Source organism: Mycobacterium cajalii, assembly GCF_045809005.2.
Taxonomy (GTDB): domain Bacteria; phylum Actinomycetota; class Actinomycetes; order Mycobacteriales; family Mycobacteriaceae; genus Mycobacterium.
In genome coordinates this window covers 4,251,122-4,265,368 of sequence record NZ_CM141436.1, presented here as the reverse complement: position 1 = coordinate 4,265,368, position 14,247 = coordinate 4,251,122, and the positions used below count along the sequence as shown (strand labels likewise).

At 69.5% G+C, this 14,247-nt stretch carries 9 protein-coding genes, 1 tRNA gene and 3 pseudogenes; 4 read left to right on the top strand and 9 right to left on the bottom strand.

Going from position 1 to position 14,247, the window contains the following annotated elements:
- The first annotated feature begins 38 nt into the window (after positions 1–38).
- Genes ACJ512_RS20280 through dnaG form a run of 3 tightly spaced genes read left to right on the top strand, consistent with a single transcriptional unit; the run spans position 39 to position 3,950 of the window.
- Positions 39–1,304 carry a deoxyguanosinetriphosphate triphosphohydrolase gene (locus tag ACJ512_RS20280; RefSeq protein WP_407689392.1) on the top strand — a complete coding sequence of 422 codons (1,266 nt, stop codon included), beginning with the start codon at positions 39–41 and terminating at the stop codon, positions 1,302–1,304.
- Between the two features lie 42 nt (positions 1,305–1,346).
- Positions 1,347–1,961, top strand: coding sequence for a superoxide dismutase[Cu-Zn] (sodC, locus tag ACJ512_RS20275; protein ID WP_407689393.1), 615 nt, complete (start codon positions 1,347–1,349; stop codon positions 1,959–1,961).
- A 42-nt stretch (positions 1,962–2,003) separates the two neighbouring features.
- Positions 2,004–3,950: a DNA primase gene (gene dnaG, locus ACJ512_RS20270; protein ID WP_407689394.1), complete on the top strand. Its 1,947-nt coding sequence runs from the start codon at positions 2,004–2,006 to the stop codon at positions 3,948–3,950.
- Here the strand turns inward: dnaG and ACJ512_RS20265 are convergent.
- Entirely contained in the window at positions 3,925–4,191 is a 267-nt protein-coding gene (locus ACJ512_RS20265; protein ID WP_407689395.1) for a hypothetical protein, read from the bottom strand. The genes dnaG and ACJ512_RS20265 overlap by 26 nt on opposite strands.
- Positions 4,192–4,340: 149 nt before the next feature.
- Here ACJ512_RS20265 and ACJ512_RS20260 point away from each other — a divergent pair.
- A tRNA-Asn gene (locus tag ACJ512_RS20260) sits at positions 4,341–4,413 on the top strand.
- Between the two features lie 17 nt (positions 4,414–4,430).
- Here ACJ512_RS20260 and ACJ512_RS20255 read toward each other — a convergent pair.
- The 8 genes and pseudogenes from ACJ512_RS20255 to ACJ512_RS20220 all read right to left on the bottom strand — a co-directional run.
- A complete protein-coding gene (locus tag ACJ512_RS20255) occupies positions 4,431–6,077 on the bottom strand; it encodes an NAD-dependent malic enzyme (RefSeq protein ID WP_407689396.1) in 1,647 nt (548 codons plus the stop codon).
- A gap of 87 nt (positions 6,078–6,164) precedes the next feature.
- A complete protein-coding gene (locus tag ACJ512_RS20250) occupies positions 6,165–7,433 on the bottom strand; it encodes an IS110 family RNA-guided transposase (RefSeq protein ID WP_461480087.1) in 1,269 nt (422 codons plus the stop codon).
- Between the two features lie 240 nt (positions 7,434–7,673).
- Positions 7,674–8,357 (bottom strand): serine O-acetyltransferase, encoded by a 684-nt coding sequence (cysE, locus tag ACJ512_RS20245; protein WP_461479827.1) that lies wholly within the window; start codon positions 8,355–8,357, stop codon positions 7,674–7,676.
- 2 nt (positions 8,358–8,359) lie between these two features.
- Positions 8,360–9,292 (bottom strand): cysteine synthase A, encoded by a 933-nt coding sequence (cysK, locus tag ACJ512_RS20240; protein WP_407689020.1) that lies wholly within the window; start codon positions 9,290–9,292, stop codon positions 8,360–8,362.
- 401 nt (positions 9,293–9,693) lie between these two features.
- A complete protein-coding gene (locus tag ACJ512_RS20235; RefSeq protein WP_407689021.1) occupies positions 9,694–10,005 on the bottom strand; it encodes a hypothetical protein in 312 nt (103 codons plus the stop codon).
- Positions 10,006–10,124: 119 nt separating this feature from the next.
- Positions 10,125–12,407: pseudogene (locus tag ACJ512_RS20230) on the bottom strand (flavodoxin domain-containing protein); the annotation flags it as partial.
- 453 nt (positions 12,408–12,860) lie between these two features.
- Positions 12,861–14,081 (bottom strand): annotated as a pseudogene (locus tag ACJ512_RS20225) (molybdopterin-dependent oxidoreductase); the annotation flags it as partial.
- Positions 14,082–14,162: 81 nt separating this feature from the next.
- Positions 14,163–14,225: pseudogene (locus ACJ512_RS20220) on the bottom strand (hypothetical protein); the annotation flags it as partial.
- Positions 14,226–14,247 lie beyond the last annotated feature (22 nt).

Here is a 14,247-nt window from a genome sequence, read left to right as displayed (position 1 = left end):
CGGGCCCGCCCGGGTGTTGCCTGGCAGACTGTGCCTCGGTGATCACGAATCAGCACGACCCCTACGACGACTTCGACCGTCAGCGGCGGGTGCCCGAAGCGCCGAAGACTGCGGGTCTGCCCGGGACGGAAGGTCAGCACCGCACCGACTTCGCCCGGGACCGGGCGCGCGTGCTGCACAGCGCCGCGCTGCGCCGACTGGCCGACAAGACGCAGGTCGTCGGGCCTCGTGAGGGCGACACCCCGCGCACCCGGCTGACGCACTCCCTGGAAGTGGCGCAGATCGGGCGGGGGATGGCCGTCGGCCTGGGCTGCGACCTCGAGCTGGTCGAATTGGCCGGCCTCGCCCACGACATCGGCCACCCGCCCTACGGCCACAACGGCGAGCGCGCGCTCGACGGGCTGGCCGCCGCCTACGGCGGTTTCGAGGGCAACGCCCAGAATTTCCGGATCCTCACCAGGCTGGAGCCCAAAGTGCTTGATGCCCAAGGTGATAGCGCGGGGCTGAATCTGACCCGGGCGGCGTTGGATGCGGTGACGAAGTATCCGTGGGCGCGGGCCACGGGGCGGCGCAAGTACGGCTTCTACGACGAGGACCGCGAGCCGGCGGACTGGGTGCGCGCCCGCGCGCCGGCGGACCGTGTGTGCCTGGAAGCCCAAGTCATGGACTGGGCCGACGACGTCGCCTATTCCGTGCACGACGTCGAGGACGGCGTCGTGTCCCAGCGCATCGACCTGCGTGTGCTCGCCGACGATGAGGAGGCCGCCGCGCTGGCGAAACTGGGCGAGAGCGAATTCTCGCGGGTGAGCGCCGACGATTTCATGGCCGCCGCCCGCAGGCTGTCGGGGCTTCCGGTCGTCGCCGCGGTCGGCAAGTACGACGCCACGCTTTCGGCCGCGGTCGCCCTCAAACGGTTGACCAGTGAGCTGGTGGGCCGGTTCGCGTCGGCCGCGATCGCGACCACGCGGGCGGCCGCGGGACCGGGGCCGCTGGTGCGCTACCAGGCCGACCTGCAGGTGCCCGACGTGGTGCGCGCCGAGGTCGCCCTGCTGAAGATCCTGGCGCTGCAGTTCATCATGTCCGACCCGCGGCACCTGGAGGCCCAGGCGCGGCAGCGCGAACGCATCCAGCGGGTGGCGCACTGGTTGCATTCCGGGGCGCCGCGCACCCTCGATCCGATGTTCGCCGCCGCGTTCACCGCCGCCGCCGACGACCGCGCCCGTTTCCGCGTCGTCATCGACCAGATCGCCTCCTACACCGAGGGACGGCTGGAGCGCATCGATGCCGGTCAGGTCCGTTCTTAGCGGCCGGCGGCGGCGTCGCCGCCGCGGGCTAGGCTGCCCATCATGATGAAACTCGGCGGCATCGCCCCTCTCTTAGTGTCGATTCCCGTCGTGGTCCTCAGCGCCTGCAGCCCGGGTCAGAATCCGAGTTCGCAGCCGGGCACCGTCCCTCCCGTCAAGAGCGCCCCGCCGGCGTCGACCAGCCCGGCAGCGAGCGCCGGATCGCTGACGGCGCAACTGAAGACACCCGACGGCCGGTCGGTGGCCACGGCGACGTTCGATTTCACCGGGGGTGCCGGCGGCACCGGGGCGTATGTCACCGTCACGGTCAAGACGACCTCGCCGGGCATCCTCGCGCCCGGTTTCCACGGCATGCACGTGCACCAGATCGGCAAGTGCGAACCCGACTCGGTGGCCCCCGACGGCGGGCCGCCCGGCAACTTCCTGTCCGCCGGCGGGCACTACCAGGCGCCCGGGCACACCGGCAAGCCCGCCAGCGGCGACCTGACGGCGCTCGAGGTGCGCCGGGACGGCTCGGCCTACCTGGTGACCACGACCGACACGTTCACCCGCGACGACCTTTTGGCGGGCGACAAGACCGCGCTGATGCTGCACGGCGCCGAAAACAGCGACCAGGGGATGCAGCGCGTCGCATGCGGTGTGATCGGCACGGGCTAGTTGTCCGTCTCGGCGCCGCGGACCGGGCCTTAAACTAGCCGAATGCCCAGTCCGGCGGGTTCGACGAATGCGGGCCGCCCCACGGGGCGGGGCCGGATTCCCGACCGCGATATCGCCGCCATCCGCGAGCGGGTCCGCATCGAGGAGGTCGTCGGCGACTACGTCCAGCTGCGCAACGCCGGTGCCGACTCGCTGAAAGGACTGTGCCCCTTCCACAACGAGAAGTCGCCGTCGTTTCACGTTCGGCCCAACCACGGCCACTTCCACTGCTTCGGCTGCGGCGAAGGCGGCGACGTGTACGCGTTCGTGCAGAAGATCGAGCACGTCAGCTTCGTGGAGGCCGTCGAACTTCTCGCCGACCGCGTCGGGTACACGATCACCTACACCGGCGCGGCCACCAGCGTGCAGCGCGACCGCGGCACCCGCAGCAGGCTCGTCGGGGCCAACGCGGCCGCGGCGGAGTTCTACGCGGCGGCGCTGGAGTCCGACGAGGCGGCGCCGGCGCGCCGCTACCTGACGGAACGCAACTTCGACGCCGAGGCGGCCCGCCGTTTCGGCTGCGGGTTCGCCCCCTCCGGCTGGGACTCGCTGACAAAACACTTGCAGCGCAAGGGTTTCGACTTCAAGGAGTTGGAGGCCGCAGGCCTGTCCCGGCAGGGGCGGCGCGGGCCGATGGACCGGTTCCACCGGCGGCTGCTGTGGCCCATCCGCACCTCGGCCGGCGAGGTGATCGGGTTCGGCGCCCGGCGGATCTTCGACGACGACCCGATGGAGGCCAAGTACATCAACACCCCCGAGACGCTGCTGTACAAGAAGTCCTCGGCGTTGTTCGGCATCGACCTGGCCAAGCGCGACATCGCCAAGGGGCACCAGGCGGTCGTCGTCGAGGGCTACACCGACGTCATGGCGATGCACCTGTCGGGGGTGACCACCGCCGTGGCGTCGTGCGGCACCGCGTTCGGTGACGAGCACCTGGGCATGCTGCGCCGGCTGATGATGGACGACAGCTTCTTCCGGGGCGAGCTGATCTACGTGTTCGACGGCGACGCGGCCGGCCGGGCCGCCGCCCTCAAGGCCTTCGACGGCGAGCAGAACCTGGCCGGGCAGTCGTTCGTCGCGGTGGCACCCAACGGCATGGACCCCTGCGACCTGCGGTTGCAGTCCGGGGATGGCGCCCTGCGCGACCTGGTGGCCCGGCGCACCCCGCTGTTCGAGTTCGCGATCCGCACCGCGCTCGCCGAGACGGACCTCGACAGCGCCGAGGGCAGGGTCGCCGCGCTGCGGCGCTGCGTGCCGATGGTGGCTCAGATCAAGGACCCCACGCTGCGCGACGAGTACGCCCGCCAGCTCGCCGGCTGGGTCGGCTGGGACGACGTCGCGCAGGTGATCGACCGGGTGCGCAGGGAGGCCAAGGCGCCCAAGGCCGTGGCGCGGGGGCGCGGTCAGCTCTCCGCGAGCGCGGGCCCGGTCGAGCCCCGGGAAGCGGGAGCCGCCCGCCCCGACCCGCGCGAGCCCAGCCTGTGGCCCCAGCGCGAGGCGCTCAAGTCCGCGCTGCAGTACCCGGCGCTGGCGGGCCCGGTGTTCGACACCCTGACCGTCGAGAGCTTCACCCACCCGGGTTACACGGCGGTCCGCGCGGCCATCGAGGCGGCCGGCGGCACCTCGACCGGCGTCACCGGGGCGGAATGGATCGACATGGTGCGTCAGAAGACCACGTCGGCCCTGACCGCGGGGCTGATCAGCGAGCTGGGTGTGGAGGCCGTCCAGGTCGACGAGGAGAAGCTGCCGCGCTACATCGCCGGGGTGCTGGCCCGCCTGCAGGCGGTCTGGATGGGCAGGCAGATCGCCGACGTGAAATCCCGGCTGCAGCGCATGTCACCCACCGAGCAGGGCGACGAGTACCACGCCCTGTTCGGCGACCTGGTCGCCCTGGAGGCCTACCGGCGCAGCCTGCTGGAACAGGCTAGCGGCGACGATCCGACGGAGTGAGGGCCTGGTCATCCGGCCGCTCTACGACGGCGGTCTCGGCGTCGATCTCGGCCAGCGTCACGAACCCCGTGTCGGGTGAGATGCGGTTGGCCACCTTGCGCCGTCCGCCCTCGATCACCGACCTGACCACGGGACTGCCGGTCAGCGCGCGATACGTGCCGGTGATCTGTTCGTAGCGACGGCGCCCGGCCTTCGTGCCCAGCACGTAACCCACGCCGAGTACCACGGCATACCCGATCAAAGCGTTCCTCCCGACGACGTACGGACGTCTCCATCCTGCCTCACCCGGCGGGGTGCCCGCGCGGCCGATCGCCTCCGCCGCACACCCGCCGGTCGGTCCCTCTAGTTGGGTGCGGGTATGCCGGTACGCTAGAGTCGTCCCGCGGTCAGTCCCCTGTAGCTCAATTGGCAGAGCATTCGGCTGTTAACCGAAGGGTTGGTGGTTCGAGTCCACCCGGGGGAGCAACGCCACGGCCTTGCTCAGTCGTAGGCGGGCGTCCAGATGGTGTCGAGGATGGCCTGCCGGATGTCGTCATGTGTCTTGCGGGCCACCCCGTCGTCGACGGCCGCGCGGTAGACGGCCTCGGCAACCGCGGTGGAGACGGCACGCAGGTTCTTGACGTCGGGCAGCAGCGGATCGCCCGGATTCGCGGGGCTCGCCTGGTGCACAACGGCTTCCGCCGCGGCCTGCAGCATTTTCGGCGTGACCAGCCTCGCCCCGGCGACGATGATGCCCAGCCCGATCCCCGGGAACACCAGCACGTTGTTGGCCTGCCCGATGGTGTAGGCCGTGCCGTCGTATTCCACGGGCGAGACCGGGGTGCCGGTGGTCAGCATGGCGCGGCCCTTCGACCACTCGAGCACGTCGCCGGGCATGGCCTCCATGCGTGAGGTGGGGTTGGACAGCGGGAAGATCATCGGGTGCTCACATGACGCCGTCATGGCCTCGACGACCTCGCGGGTGAACGCCCCCGACACCGCCGAGCAGCCCAGCAGCAGGGTGGGGGACGCGAGCTTGATCGCATCGACCAGGCCCACCCGCCGGGTGGCGGCCACGCCCAGCTCGCGGCGGTTCTTGGCGTAGGGCCGCTGGAATTCCCGCAGGTCGTCCATGTCGTCGAACAGCAGGCCCTGCTTGTCGATCGCCCAGATCTGCGACCTGGCCTCCTCGACCGTGGCGCCGTCGGCGACGAGCGCGTCGCGGATCTGGGCGGCGACCCCGATCCCGGCCGTCCCGGCCCCGAAGACGATGGTCTTCTGCTCGCGCATCGGGGCCCCGGTGACGTGGCACCCCCCGTACACGGCCGCCACGACGACCGCGCCGGTGCCCTGGACGTCGTCGTTGAACACGCAGTACTTGTCGCCGTAGGTCTGCAGGATGCTGCGCGCGTTCAACGGCCCGAAGTCCTCGAAATGCAGGATGGCGTTCGGGAACAGCCGGTGCGCGGTCTCGATGTAGCGCTTGACGAAACCGTCGTACTCGTCGCCGCGGCGGCGCGGATGCCGGTTGCCCAGATAGAACGGGTCCTGCAGCAACTGTTCGTTGTCGGTGCCGACGTCCAGCGACACCGCCAGGCAGCGGCGCGGATCGATGCCGGCGCCGGCGGTGTACAGCGCCAGCTTGCCCACGGCGATCTGGATGCCGCCCACCCCCCAGTCGCCGATGCCCAGGATCGCTTCGGCGTCGGTGCACACGATCAGGTCGACGTCGTCGGGTCCCAGGCCGAAGGTCGCGAACGCCTCCTCGATCTCGTCCGGCTCGTCGATGCTCAGGAAAAGTCCCCGCTGCCCCCGGTATTCGTCGGAGAAGCGCTGGATCGCCTCGCCGACGGTGGGGGTGTAGACCACCGGCATCAGCTCGGGCAGGTGGTCTTCGAGCACCTTGAAGTACAGCACCTCGTGGCGGTAGTGCAGCTGCTCGAGCAGCAGATTGCGGCCCAAATCCGTTGCCAGGCTTTGCACTTGCTGCCACACGCGGTCGGCTTGCTGGTCGAGCGTGAGCACCGCCGACGGCAGCCGGCCGGTCAGCCCCAACTGCCGCCGCTGCTCGTGGGTGAAGCCGACCCCGCGGTTCAGGCTCGGCGCGGACAGCGCCACCGGGACGCGCGGCGTACAGGGATCGCTCATGACAGCCACGGTAACGCCGATCGGGGTTGGTCGCCCGCGGTCGATCTAATCCGAAAATGGCGGTGAGCTGACTCGATACGGGTGTGGTCAGGCTGCGGGGGTGAGGGTGACGGTGTAGCCGAGTGCTTCGAGTTGGCGGATGTGGTTGCGTTTTTTGACCTCTGGGTTTGTGTGTTTGGTGAAGTGATCGGCGCCGAGATCGGTGAAGTGGGTGTCCTGGTCGGCCAGGAGGTGCCAGACGATGACGAGGATGGAGCGGCCGACGGCGACGATGGCGCGTTTCTTGCCTCGTCGGCGGGCGATGCGCCGGTAGCGTTCGCCCAGGAAGGTGTCGGTGCGCCCGGCCACCACGGCGGCCTCGCCCAGGACCCGCGCCAGGTAGCGATTACCGTGCCCGGTCGAGCCGTTGCCCTTGGTTTTGCCTGCCGAGGAGTTGATCCCCGGTGAGAACTTCGCCCATGAACACAGGTGCCCGGCGGTGGGGAAGCGCGACATGTCGGTGCCGATTTCGGCGAGGATGATCGCGGCGGCGATGGGCCCGATGCCGGGGATTTCATCCAGGCGTGTCGCCGCCGCGGCGAAAGGGGCCAGATAGGCCTCGATTTGTTCGTCGAGGGCGGCGATGTCGGCGTCGATACCGTCGATGCGGTCCAACATCCGCGCCAGCAGGAACCCGTGATGGGCGTCGAAGTGGCCGTTGAACGCGTCCTCGAGCCGGCCGATCTTGGTCCGCATCCGAGACCGCGCCATCTGCGCGAGTACCTTGGGGTCGCGTTCGCCGGAGATCAACGCCGCCATCATCGCGCGCCCGGACACCCCGAAAATATCGGAGGCCACCACCGAGAGCTTGATGCAGGCGTCCTCGAGCAGCTTTTCGACCCGGTTCTTCTCCGCGGTGCGCACCCCGACCAGGTCGATGCGGTAGCGGGTCAGATCCCGCAACCGCCGGATCGGTGGGGGTGGCACAAAGCTGGGCCGCAGCATCTGGCGTTCGGCCACCTTGCACAACCACACCGCATCCAGCACATCGGTCTTGGGTCGGCCCGGGAGATGTTTGACATCGCGGGCGTTGACCAGCCACGGATCCAGCCCGTGGGCTTCCAGCAGGTAGAACACCGGTTTCCAGTAATCCGAGGTGGCTTCCATCACCACCCGCTCGACCCGTAACTCGACCAGTCGGTTGGCCAACTCGATCAGCGAGCCGGTCATCGTCGACTGCGTCGACACCTCCTGCAACCGTTTGCGCGCGCTGTCGGGCGCAGGAACACGCACACAGCACACCAGTTCGGCCTTGCCGATATCCAGGGCCGCGACCCTGGCGATGATCTGTTCGTCATCATGGGACTCCTGCAACACCGCCACTGACCTCCCGTCTCCACACCGATCTATATCTAAGGGTGTGGTCGCCCGTGGAATCGCAAGGCCAACAACAGAATCTAATCCTCGTGCTCGAACAAGCGGCAACAATGAAGGGCCCACAACGCGATCCCAGCACCCGGCTAGACGACGGCCTGCAAGGACCATAGAGCGACGGCGTCGCAAGGCGACCACCACACCATTTTCACCCCGGAACGGGCGACCACAAGGTCAATTTGGCTAGATGGAGAAGTCCTCGCCGTGCCAGACCCCGGCCTCGGGCGGCCGGATGACGCGCCCGCTCTGCTGCCCGTCGCTCAACGCCTCCAGCTTGGCGACCCGGGTGAGCAGGGATTGCAGGCTGACGCCGACGAGGTCGGGCATCATCGAGTCGTCCGGGCTGCCCCGGCTCTGGCGACTGATCACCTGACCGGGCACCCCGACGACCACCGAACTGGACGGAACGGCTTTGACCACCACGGCGTTGGCGCCGATGCGGCTGTCGTCGCCGATCTTGATCGCGCCGAGGATCTTGGCCCCGGCGCCGATGGTCACGCGGTCGCCGATGGTGGGGTGGCGTTTGCCGGTGTCGGCGCCGCTGCCGCCGAGGGTGACGCCGTGGTACATCGTGACGTCGTCGCCCACCTCGGCCGTCTCCCCGATCACCACGCCGGTCGCGTGGTCGATGAACAGCCCGGAGCCCAGGTGGGCACCGGGGTGGATGTCGACGCCGGTCAGGATGCGGGTCAGCTCGGCCAACACCCGCGCGGTCACCCGCGCGCCGCGCCGCCACAGCCAGTGGCTGATCCGGTGGCCCCAGATGGCGTGCACGCCCGGGTAGGCGAAGATCACCTCGAGCGCGGTCGGGGCCGCCGGGTCCCGCTCGCGGGCGGCGCGGATGTCTGTCCGTAGGGCAGCGAGCATGGCTAGTCCGCCACGTCGGCGAACAACGGTGTGCTCAGATACCGTTCGCCGAAGCTCGGGAGCACTACGACGACGAGTTTGCCGGTGTTCTCGGGCCGGCGGGCCACCTGCACGGCGGCCATTACGGCCGCGCCCGAGGAGATGCCGGCGAGCAGCCCCTCTTCGCGGGCCAGGCGCCGCGCCATGGTGAGCGAGTCTTCGTCGCCGACGGTGACGACTTCGTCGATCAGGTCCATGTCCAGCACCGGCGGGACGAAGCCGGCGCCGATGCCCTGGATCGGGTGCGGCCCCTTCTGGCCGCCGGAGAGCACCGGCGACGCGGCCGGTTCCACCGCGATGATCTGCGCCGACGGCTTGCGCTCCTTGACGACCTGGGCCACGCCGGTGATGGTGCCGCCGGTGCCCACCCCGGCCACGAAGATGTCGACCTTGCCCTCGGTGTCACGCCACACCTCCTCGCCGGTGGTGGCGCGGTGGACGGCCGGGTTGGCGGGGTTCTCGAACTGCTGCGGCACGAAATACCGCTGGTCGGTCTTGGCGAGCTCCTCGGCCTTGGCGATGGCGCCGGCCATGCCGTCGGCGCCGGGCGTCAGCACGAGTTCGGCGCCGTAGGCGCGCAGCAGCATGCGTCGCTCGACGCTCATCGTCTCGGGCATCGTCAGCACGCAGCGGTAGCCCCGCGCGGCGCACACCATCGCCAGCGCGATGCCGGTGTTGCCGCTCGTCGGTTCGAGGATGATCGTGTCGGGTTTGATCAGCCCCGCCTGCTCGGCCGCGTCGATCATTGCCACGCCGATGCGGTCCTTGACGCTGTTCGCGGGATTGAAGAACTCCAGCTTGGCGACGACGTCGGCGACGGCGCCCTCGCTGACCCGGCGCAGCCGGACCAGCGGTGTGTGGCCCACCAGTTGCGTGATGTCCTCGGCGATCCTCATGTGTCCTCCTCGAAGGTGTGCGGGACACGTCGGCCAAGCCCTCGGTGAGATCGGTGAAATGCGGTCATCGGTGGTTGGTCTTCCTGGAGAGTGACGCGCGTCCTGGTGCCGCCCCGGCGTACCCGCGGTACCGCCCGTATCCGGCGCCGGACGCAAACAACAGTTCAGCGTCGAAAGGCGTCAGGAAATCAACAACAACGACAACAACAGTCCACGGCGGGGCGGCGCGTAAGGGCAAGGCGCGGCTGTATGGCCTGTTGCATAGCCCCACTATAGGACATCTTTGCTGTTCGCCGGTCCGGCTCATCCGCGCCTCTGCCTCGTCCCGAAGCTCTACCACCGCCTACGGGTCTCAACCGGATAGAGCGCCGGTCGATTCCGGGCAGGGCGGCCGGTGGTGTTCAGCGGCCGCCCGCAGGCGGGGTTCGCGCGAGCGCGTCTTCTCGGGCGAGGGGGCAGTCGTTGCCGCGCGCGCACAGCCGGGGGCTGTCGCCGAAGCGGCGCGCGAGCCGGGGGTCCCGCGGGCGCAGCAGGTGCTGCACGTAGACCCTGTCACGCTGGTTCTGAGAGAACACGAAGTCCAGGTTGACGGGCAGTCCCGCCCAGTCGACCTGTTCGCGGGTCGTGTCCCGTGCGGCGCCCAGCCGCAGCCGGCACTGCGGCGGGCAGACGTATTCGGGGGTCCGTTCGGACCCGGCACAGTCCCGAGCCACGTTTTTGCCACTCCTCTGACCCGCGCAACCTGACAAGAGCATGGTGCGACGGAGATGTTTCAGTGGCGGGTGCGCGACGTTTCCGTCGCATTACGCGTATCTGGGTGGCGTGCGAGGTGTCAGTAGACGTCGCGGTGGTAGCGCTTGTCGGCGCTGAGCGAGCGCACGTATCCCTGGGCTGCGTCGTGGTCGAGCTTTCCGTGCTCGGCCGCGATGTCGCACAACGCGCGGTCGACGTCCTTGGCCATCGGATCGGCGTTCCCGCAGACGTACACCTGTGCGCCGTCCTGCAGCCAGCGCCACAGCTGGGCGCCGCGGCGCCGCATCAGATGCTGCACGTAGACCTTCTCGCGCTGGTCGCGGGAGAACGCCAGATCCAGCTCGGTGAGGAAGCCGTCGGCACGCATCGCCTCGATCTCGTCGCGGTAGTAGAAGTCGGTGGCGGCGTGGCGTTCACCGAAGAACAGCCAGTTGGGTCCGGTGTGGCCGAGCGCCCGACGCTCCTGCAGAAAGCCGCGGAAGGGGGCGATCCCGGTGCCCGGGCCGATCATGATCATCGGTGTGTGCGGATCGGTCGGAGGCCGGAAATTGCTGGACGGCCGCACATACAGTGCGATCTGGTCGCCCGGCGCGCGGTCGGCCAGGTAGGTCGAGCACACGCCGTGGCGCGGCACCCCCTGGAAGTTGTACCGCACGGGCGAGACCGTCAGGTGGACCTCTTGCGGACTTTCCTTGGGGCTCGACGAGATCGAATACAGGCGCGGCTGAAGGGGTTTGAGCACGGCCAGCCAGTCCTCGACCGAGGCGGTGACGGTGAACTGGGCGAGCAGGTCGACCGACTGCCGTCCCCACGCCCAGTCGCTCAGTGCGCGTTTGTTTTCCGGCTCCAACAACTCGACGAGCCCGCTGTCGCGGGTGCGCTGCTGCACGAAGCGCAGCAGGTCGGGACTGATGTGGGCGATCTCCAATCGCTCGGTGAGCGCCGACCGCAGCGACATCACGCCGTGTCCGGCGATTTCGACGGGGGCCTGGTCGTCCAGCCCGGTGAGTGAGAGCCATTCGTCGACCAGCCGGGCGCTGTTGCGCGGCCACACCCCGAGCGCATCGCCGGCCTCGTAGCTGAGCGACATCTCAGGTAGATGAAAAACCAGCTGGCGCACGTCTTTTTCCGACCGCGGCCGGCTCAGGGTGATGTTGCGGGCCATGCCGGTGATCAGTGGATGCTTCTTGCTGTAGGCGGGCGCGGCGGGCCGGGTGACCGGGCGGGTCGCCGGCGTGGACGCTGCGCCGTCCGGGCCGTCCCGGCCCGCCGGTGCCGCCGCAGCGCCCAGGGCGGCGATGACCCCGCTGAGCCACCCGGCCGCCGCGTCGTCGTAGTCGGGCTCGCAGTCGACCCGGTCGGCCAACCGGGTCGCCCCCAGCTCGGTGAGCCGCTCGTCGAGTTTGCGCCCGTGGCCACAGAAGTCGTCGTAGTTGGAGTCACCCAGCGCGAGGACGGCGAAGCGGGTCCCGGTGAGCGTCGGTGCACCGTCGGCCGTCAGCGCCCGCCAGAAGGCGGCGCCGTTGTCGGGTGGATCGCCGTCGCCGGTGGTGCTGGTGATCAGCAGCAGTTCCCGGGTGCCCGGCAGCCCGGCCACCGGGAACTCGTCCATGCCGTGCAACGCGACCGGCAGGCCCGCGCCGCGCAACCGCGCGGCGGCGTCGGCGGCGAGTTCCTCCGCGTTGCCGGTCTGGGAGGCCCACAACACCACGACCGGGGCGTAACCGGACGGCGTGGTGACCGGTTCCCCGGCGGCCAGTTGCGCGCGTGGCCGGGGTTCCTCGGTGCGCGAGAACAGGCCCGCGAGCAAACCGTCCACCCAGAGCCGGGCGGTCGGGTCCAACGGCGCGCTGACGGGCACGGTGGGCACCCCGGGTGCGCGCTGGGCGGCCTCCGAGCGCAGGCCGACCAGCATTCCCGCCAGGTAGGAGCGGGCGGACTCGTCGAACTCCGGTACGGGTTGGGTTGGCACGCCGAGCAGTTCGGCCAACAGCTCGAGTCGCGCCTCGCCGGGTTCCCGCGTCCGGGCGGGTGGCGCGCCGGCGGCCGGGTCCGCATGGGCGGCGGCAACCCTGGTCAACGACACCGCGCAGGCCTTGAACTCGGGTTGGTGCGAGACGGGGTCGACGGCGTCGTTGGTGACGGCGTTGATCGACAGGTACTCGCCGAACGCGTCGTTCCAGTGGATCGGCGCAAAGCAGTTGCCCGGGCGCACGCGCTCGGTGATGACGGCCGGCAGCACGGCACGCCCACGGCGCGAGGCGATTTCGATCGGGTCGTCCGCGGCGATGCCGAGCCGGGCGGCGTCGTCGGGATGGATCTCGACGAACGGCCCGGGGTTGAGCCGGTTGAGTTTGGCGACCTTGCCGGTTTTGGTCATGGTGTGCCACTGGTGCGGCAGCCGCCCGGTGTTGAGGACGAACGGGAAGTCGTCGTCGGGCATTTCCTCGGGCGGCAGATGGGGGCGGGCGAAGAACACCGCGCGTCCGCTCGGGGTGGGGAAGGCGAGCCGGGGCACGGTCCCGTCCTCGCGGACCAGCCGCGTCTGGCTGACGCCGTCGTTGACGTAGCGGATCGGGCTGCGGCCGCCGGCGGACCCGGGCGGGTACGGCCACTGCAGCGGCCCCTGCCGCAGCCGCTCGTAGCCGGCCCCACGCAGGTCGTATCCCGTTGCGGGATTCCAGAATTGCTTGATCTCTTCGAACACCTCCCCGGCGGATTGGTAACCGAAGGCGTCCGAATACCCCATCGCACAGGCGATCCGGGCGATGATCTGCCAGTCCGGCAGCGCCTGCCCCGGCGCCTCGACGGCCGGCTGGAACAGCGTCAGGTTGCGCTCGGAGTTGACCATCACCCCTTCGGATTCCGTCCACAGGGCGGCCGGCAGCAACACGTCGGCGTACTCGTTGGTCTCGGTGTCCAGGAAGGCGTCCTGGCCGATGACCAGCTCCGCCTGTTCCAGGCCCTCCAGCACGGTCTTCCGGTTCGCCACCGAGGCGGTCGGGTTGGTGCAGATGATCCAGCACGCCTTGATCCGGCCTTCGGCCATGCGCGAGAACAGGTCGACGGTGCCGGTGCCGGCCTCGGCGCGCAGCGTCCCGCGGGGGATGCCCCAGCGGTCCTCGACGAAGGCGCGATCCTCGGCCGAGCCCACCGAACGCTGGCCCGGCAGACCCGGACCCAGGTAACCCATTTCGCGCCCGCCCATCGCGTTGGGCTGACCGGTCAGCGAGAAGGGGCCGCTGCCCGGCCGGCAGATCGCGCCGGTCGCCAGGTGCAGGTTGCAGATTGCGTTGGTGTTCCAGGTGCCGTGGGTGCTCTGGTTGAGACCCATTGTCCAGCAGCTCATCCAGTTCGCCGATTCGCCGATCCAGCGGGCGGCGGTGCGGATGTCCTCGACGGCCAGGCCGGTGATCTCGCTCACGGTGTCGGGGGCGTACCGCTGCAGGAAGCCGGGCATCGCGTCCCAGCCCTCGGTGAATTCGGCGATGAATTCGGCGTCGGTGTGGCCGTTCTCGACGATCAGCTGCAGCAGGCCGTTGAGCAGCGCCAGGTCGGTGCCGGGGTTGATCTGCAGGTACAGGTCGGCCTTGTCCGCGGTCGCGGTGCGGCGCGGGTCGACGACGATCAGTTTGGCGCCGGCCTTGACGCGATCCATCATGCGCAGGAACAGGATCGGGTGGCAGTCGGCCATGTTGGCGCCGATGACGAAGAAGACGTCGGCCCGGTCGAAATCCTCGTACGAGCCCGGCGGGCCGTCCGCGCCGAGGGACAGCTTGTAGCCGGAACTCGCGCTGGCCATGCACAGCCGCGAGTTCGACTCGATCTGGTTGGTGCCGATGAAGCCCTTGGCCAGTTTGTTGGCCAGGTACTGCGCCTCGAGGGACATCTGTCCCGACACGTAGAGGGCGAAGGCGTCCGGGCCGTGTAGGTCGATGATCTCGCGTAACCGCTTCGCGCATCGGGCGATTGCGTCGTCGATGTCGATCGGTTCGACGGGCGCGCCGCGATCGGTGCGCACGTGCGCCGTTTCCATCCGGCCCGGCGCGGCGAGCAGGTCCGCGGTGGTCGTGCCCTTGGTGCACAACCGGCCGAAGTTGGCCGGATGTTGTTTGTTGCCAATCGACTTCACGACGTGACGCCGGTCGTATCGCGCATCCGTTGTGACCTGTAACACCATGCCGCAACCGACACCGCAGTAG

Coding starts and splice junctions, on each gene's coding strand:
- sodC (WP_407689393.1), top strand. CDS start 1,347: ATGATGAAACTCGGCGGCATCGCCCCTCTCTTAGTGTCGATTCCCGTC.
- cysE (WP_461479827.1), bottom strand. CDS start 8,357: ATGCTCGCTGCCCTACGGACAGACATCCGCGCCGCCCGCGAGCGGGAC.
- dnaG (WP_407689394.1), top strand. CDS start 2,004: ATGCCCAGTCCGGCGGGTTCGACGAATGCGGGCCGCCCCACGGGGCGG.
- ACJ512_RS20255 (WP_407689396.1), bottom strand. CDS start 6,077: ATGAGCGATCCCTGTACGCCGCGCGTCCCGGTGGCGCTGTCCGCGCCG.
- cysK (WP_407689020.1), bottom strand. CDS start 9,292: ATGAGGATCGCCGAGGACATCACGCAACTGGTGGGCCACACACCGCTG.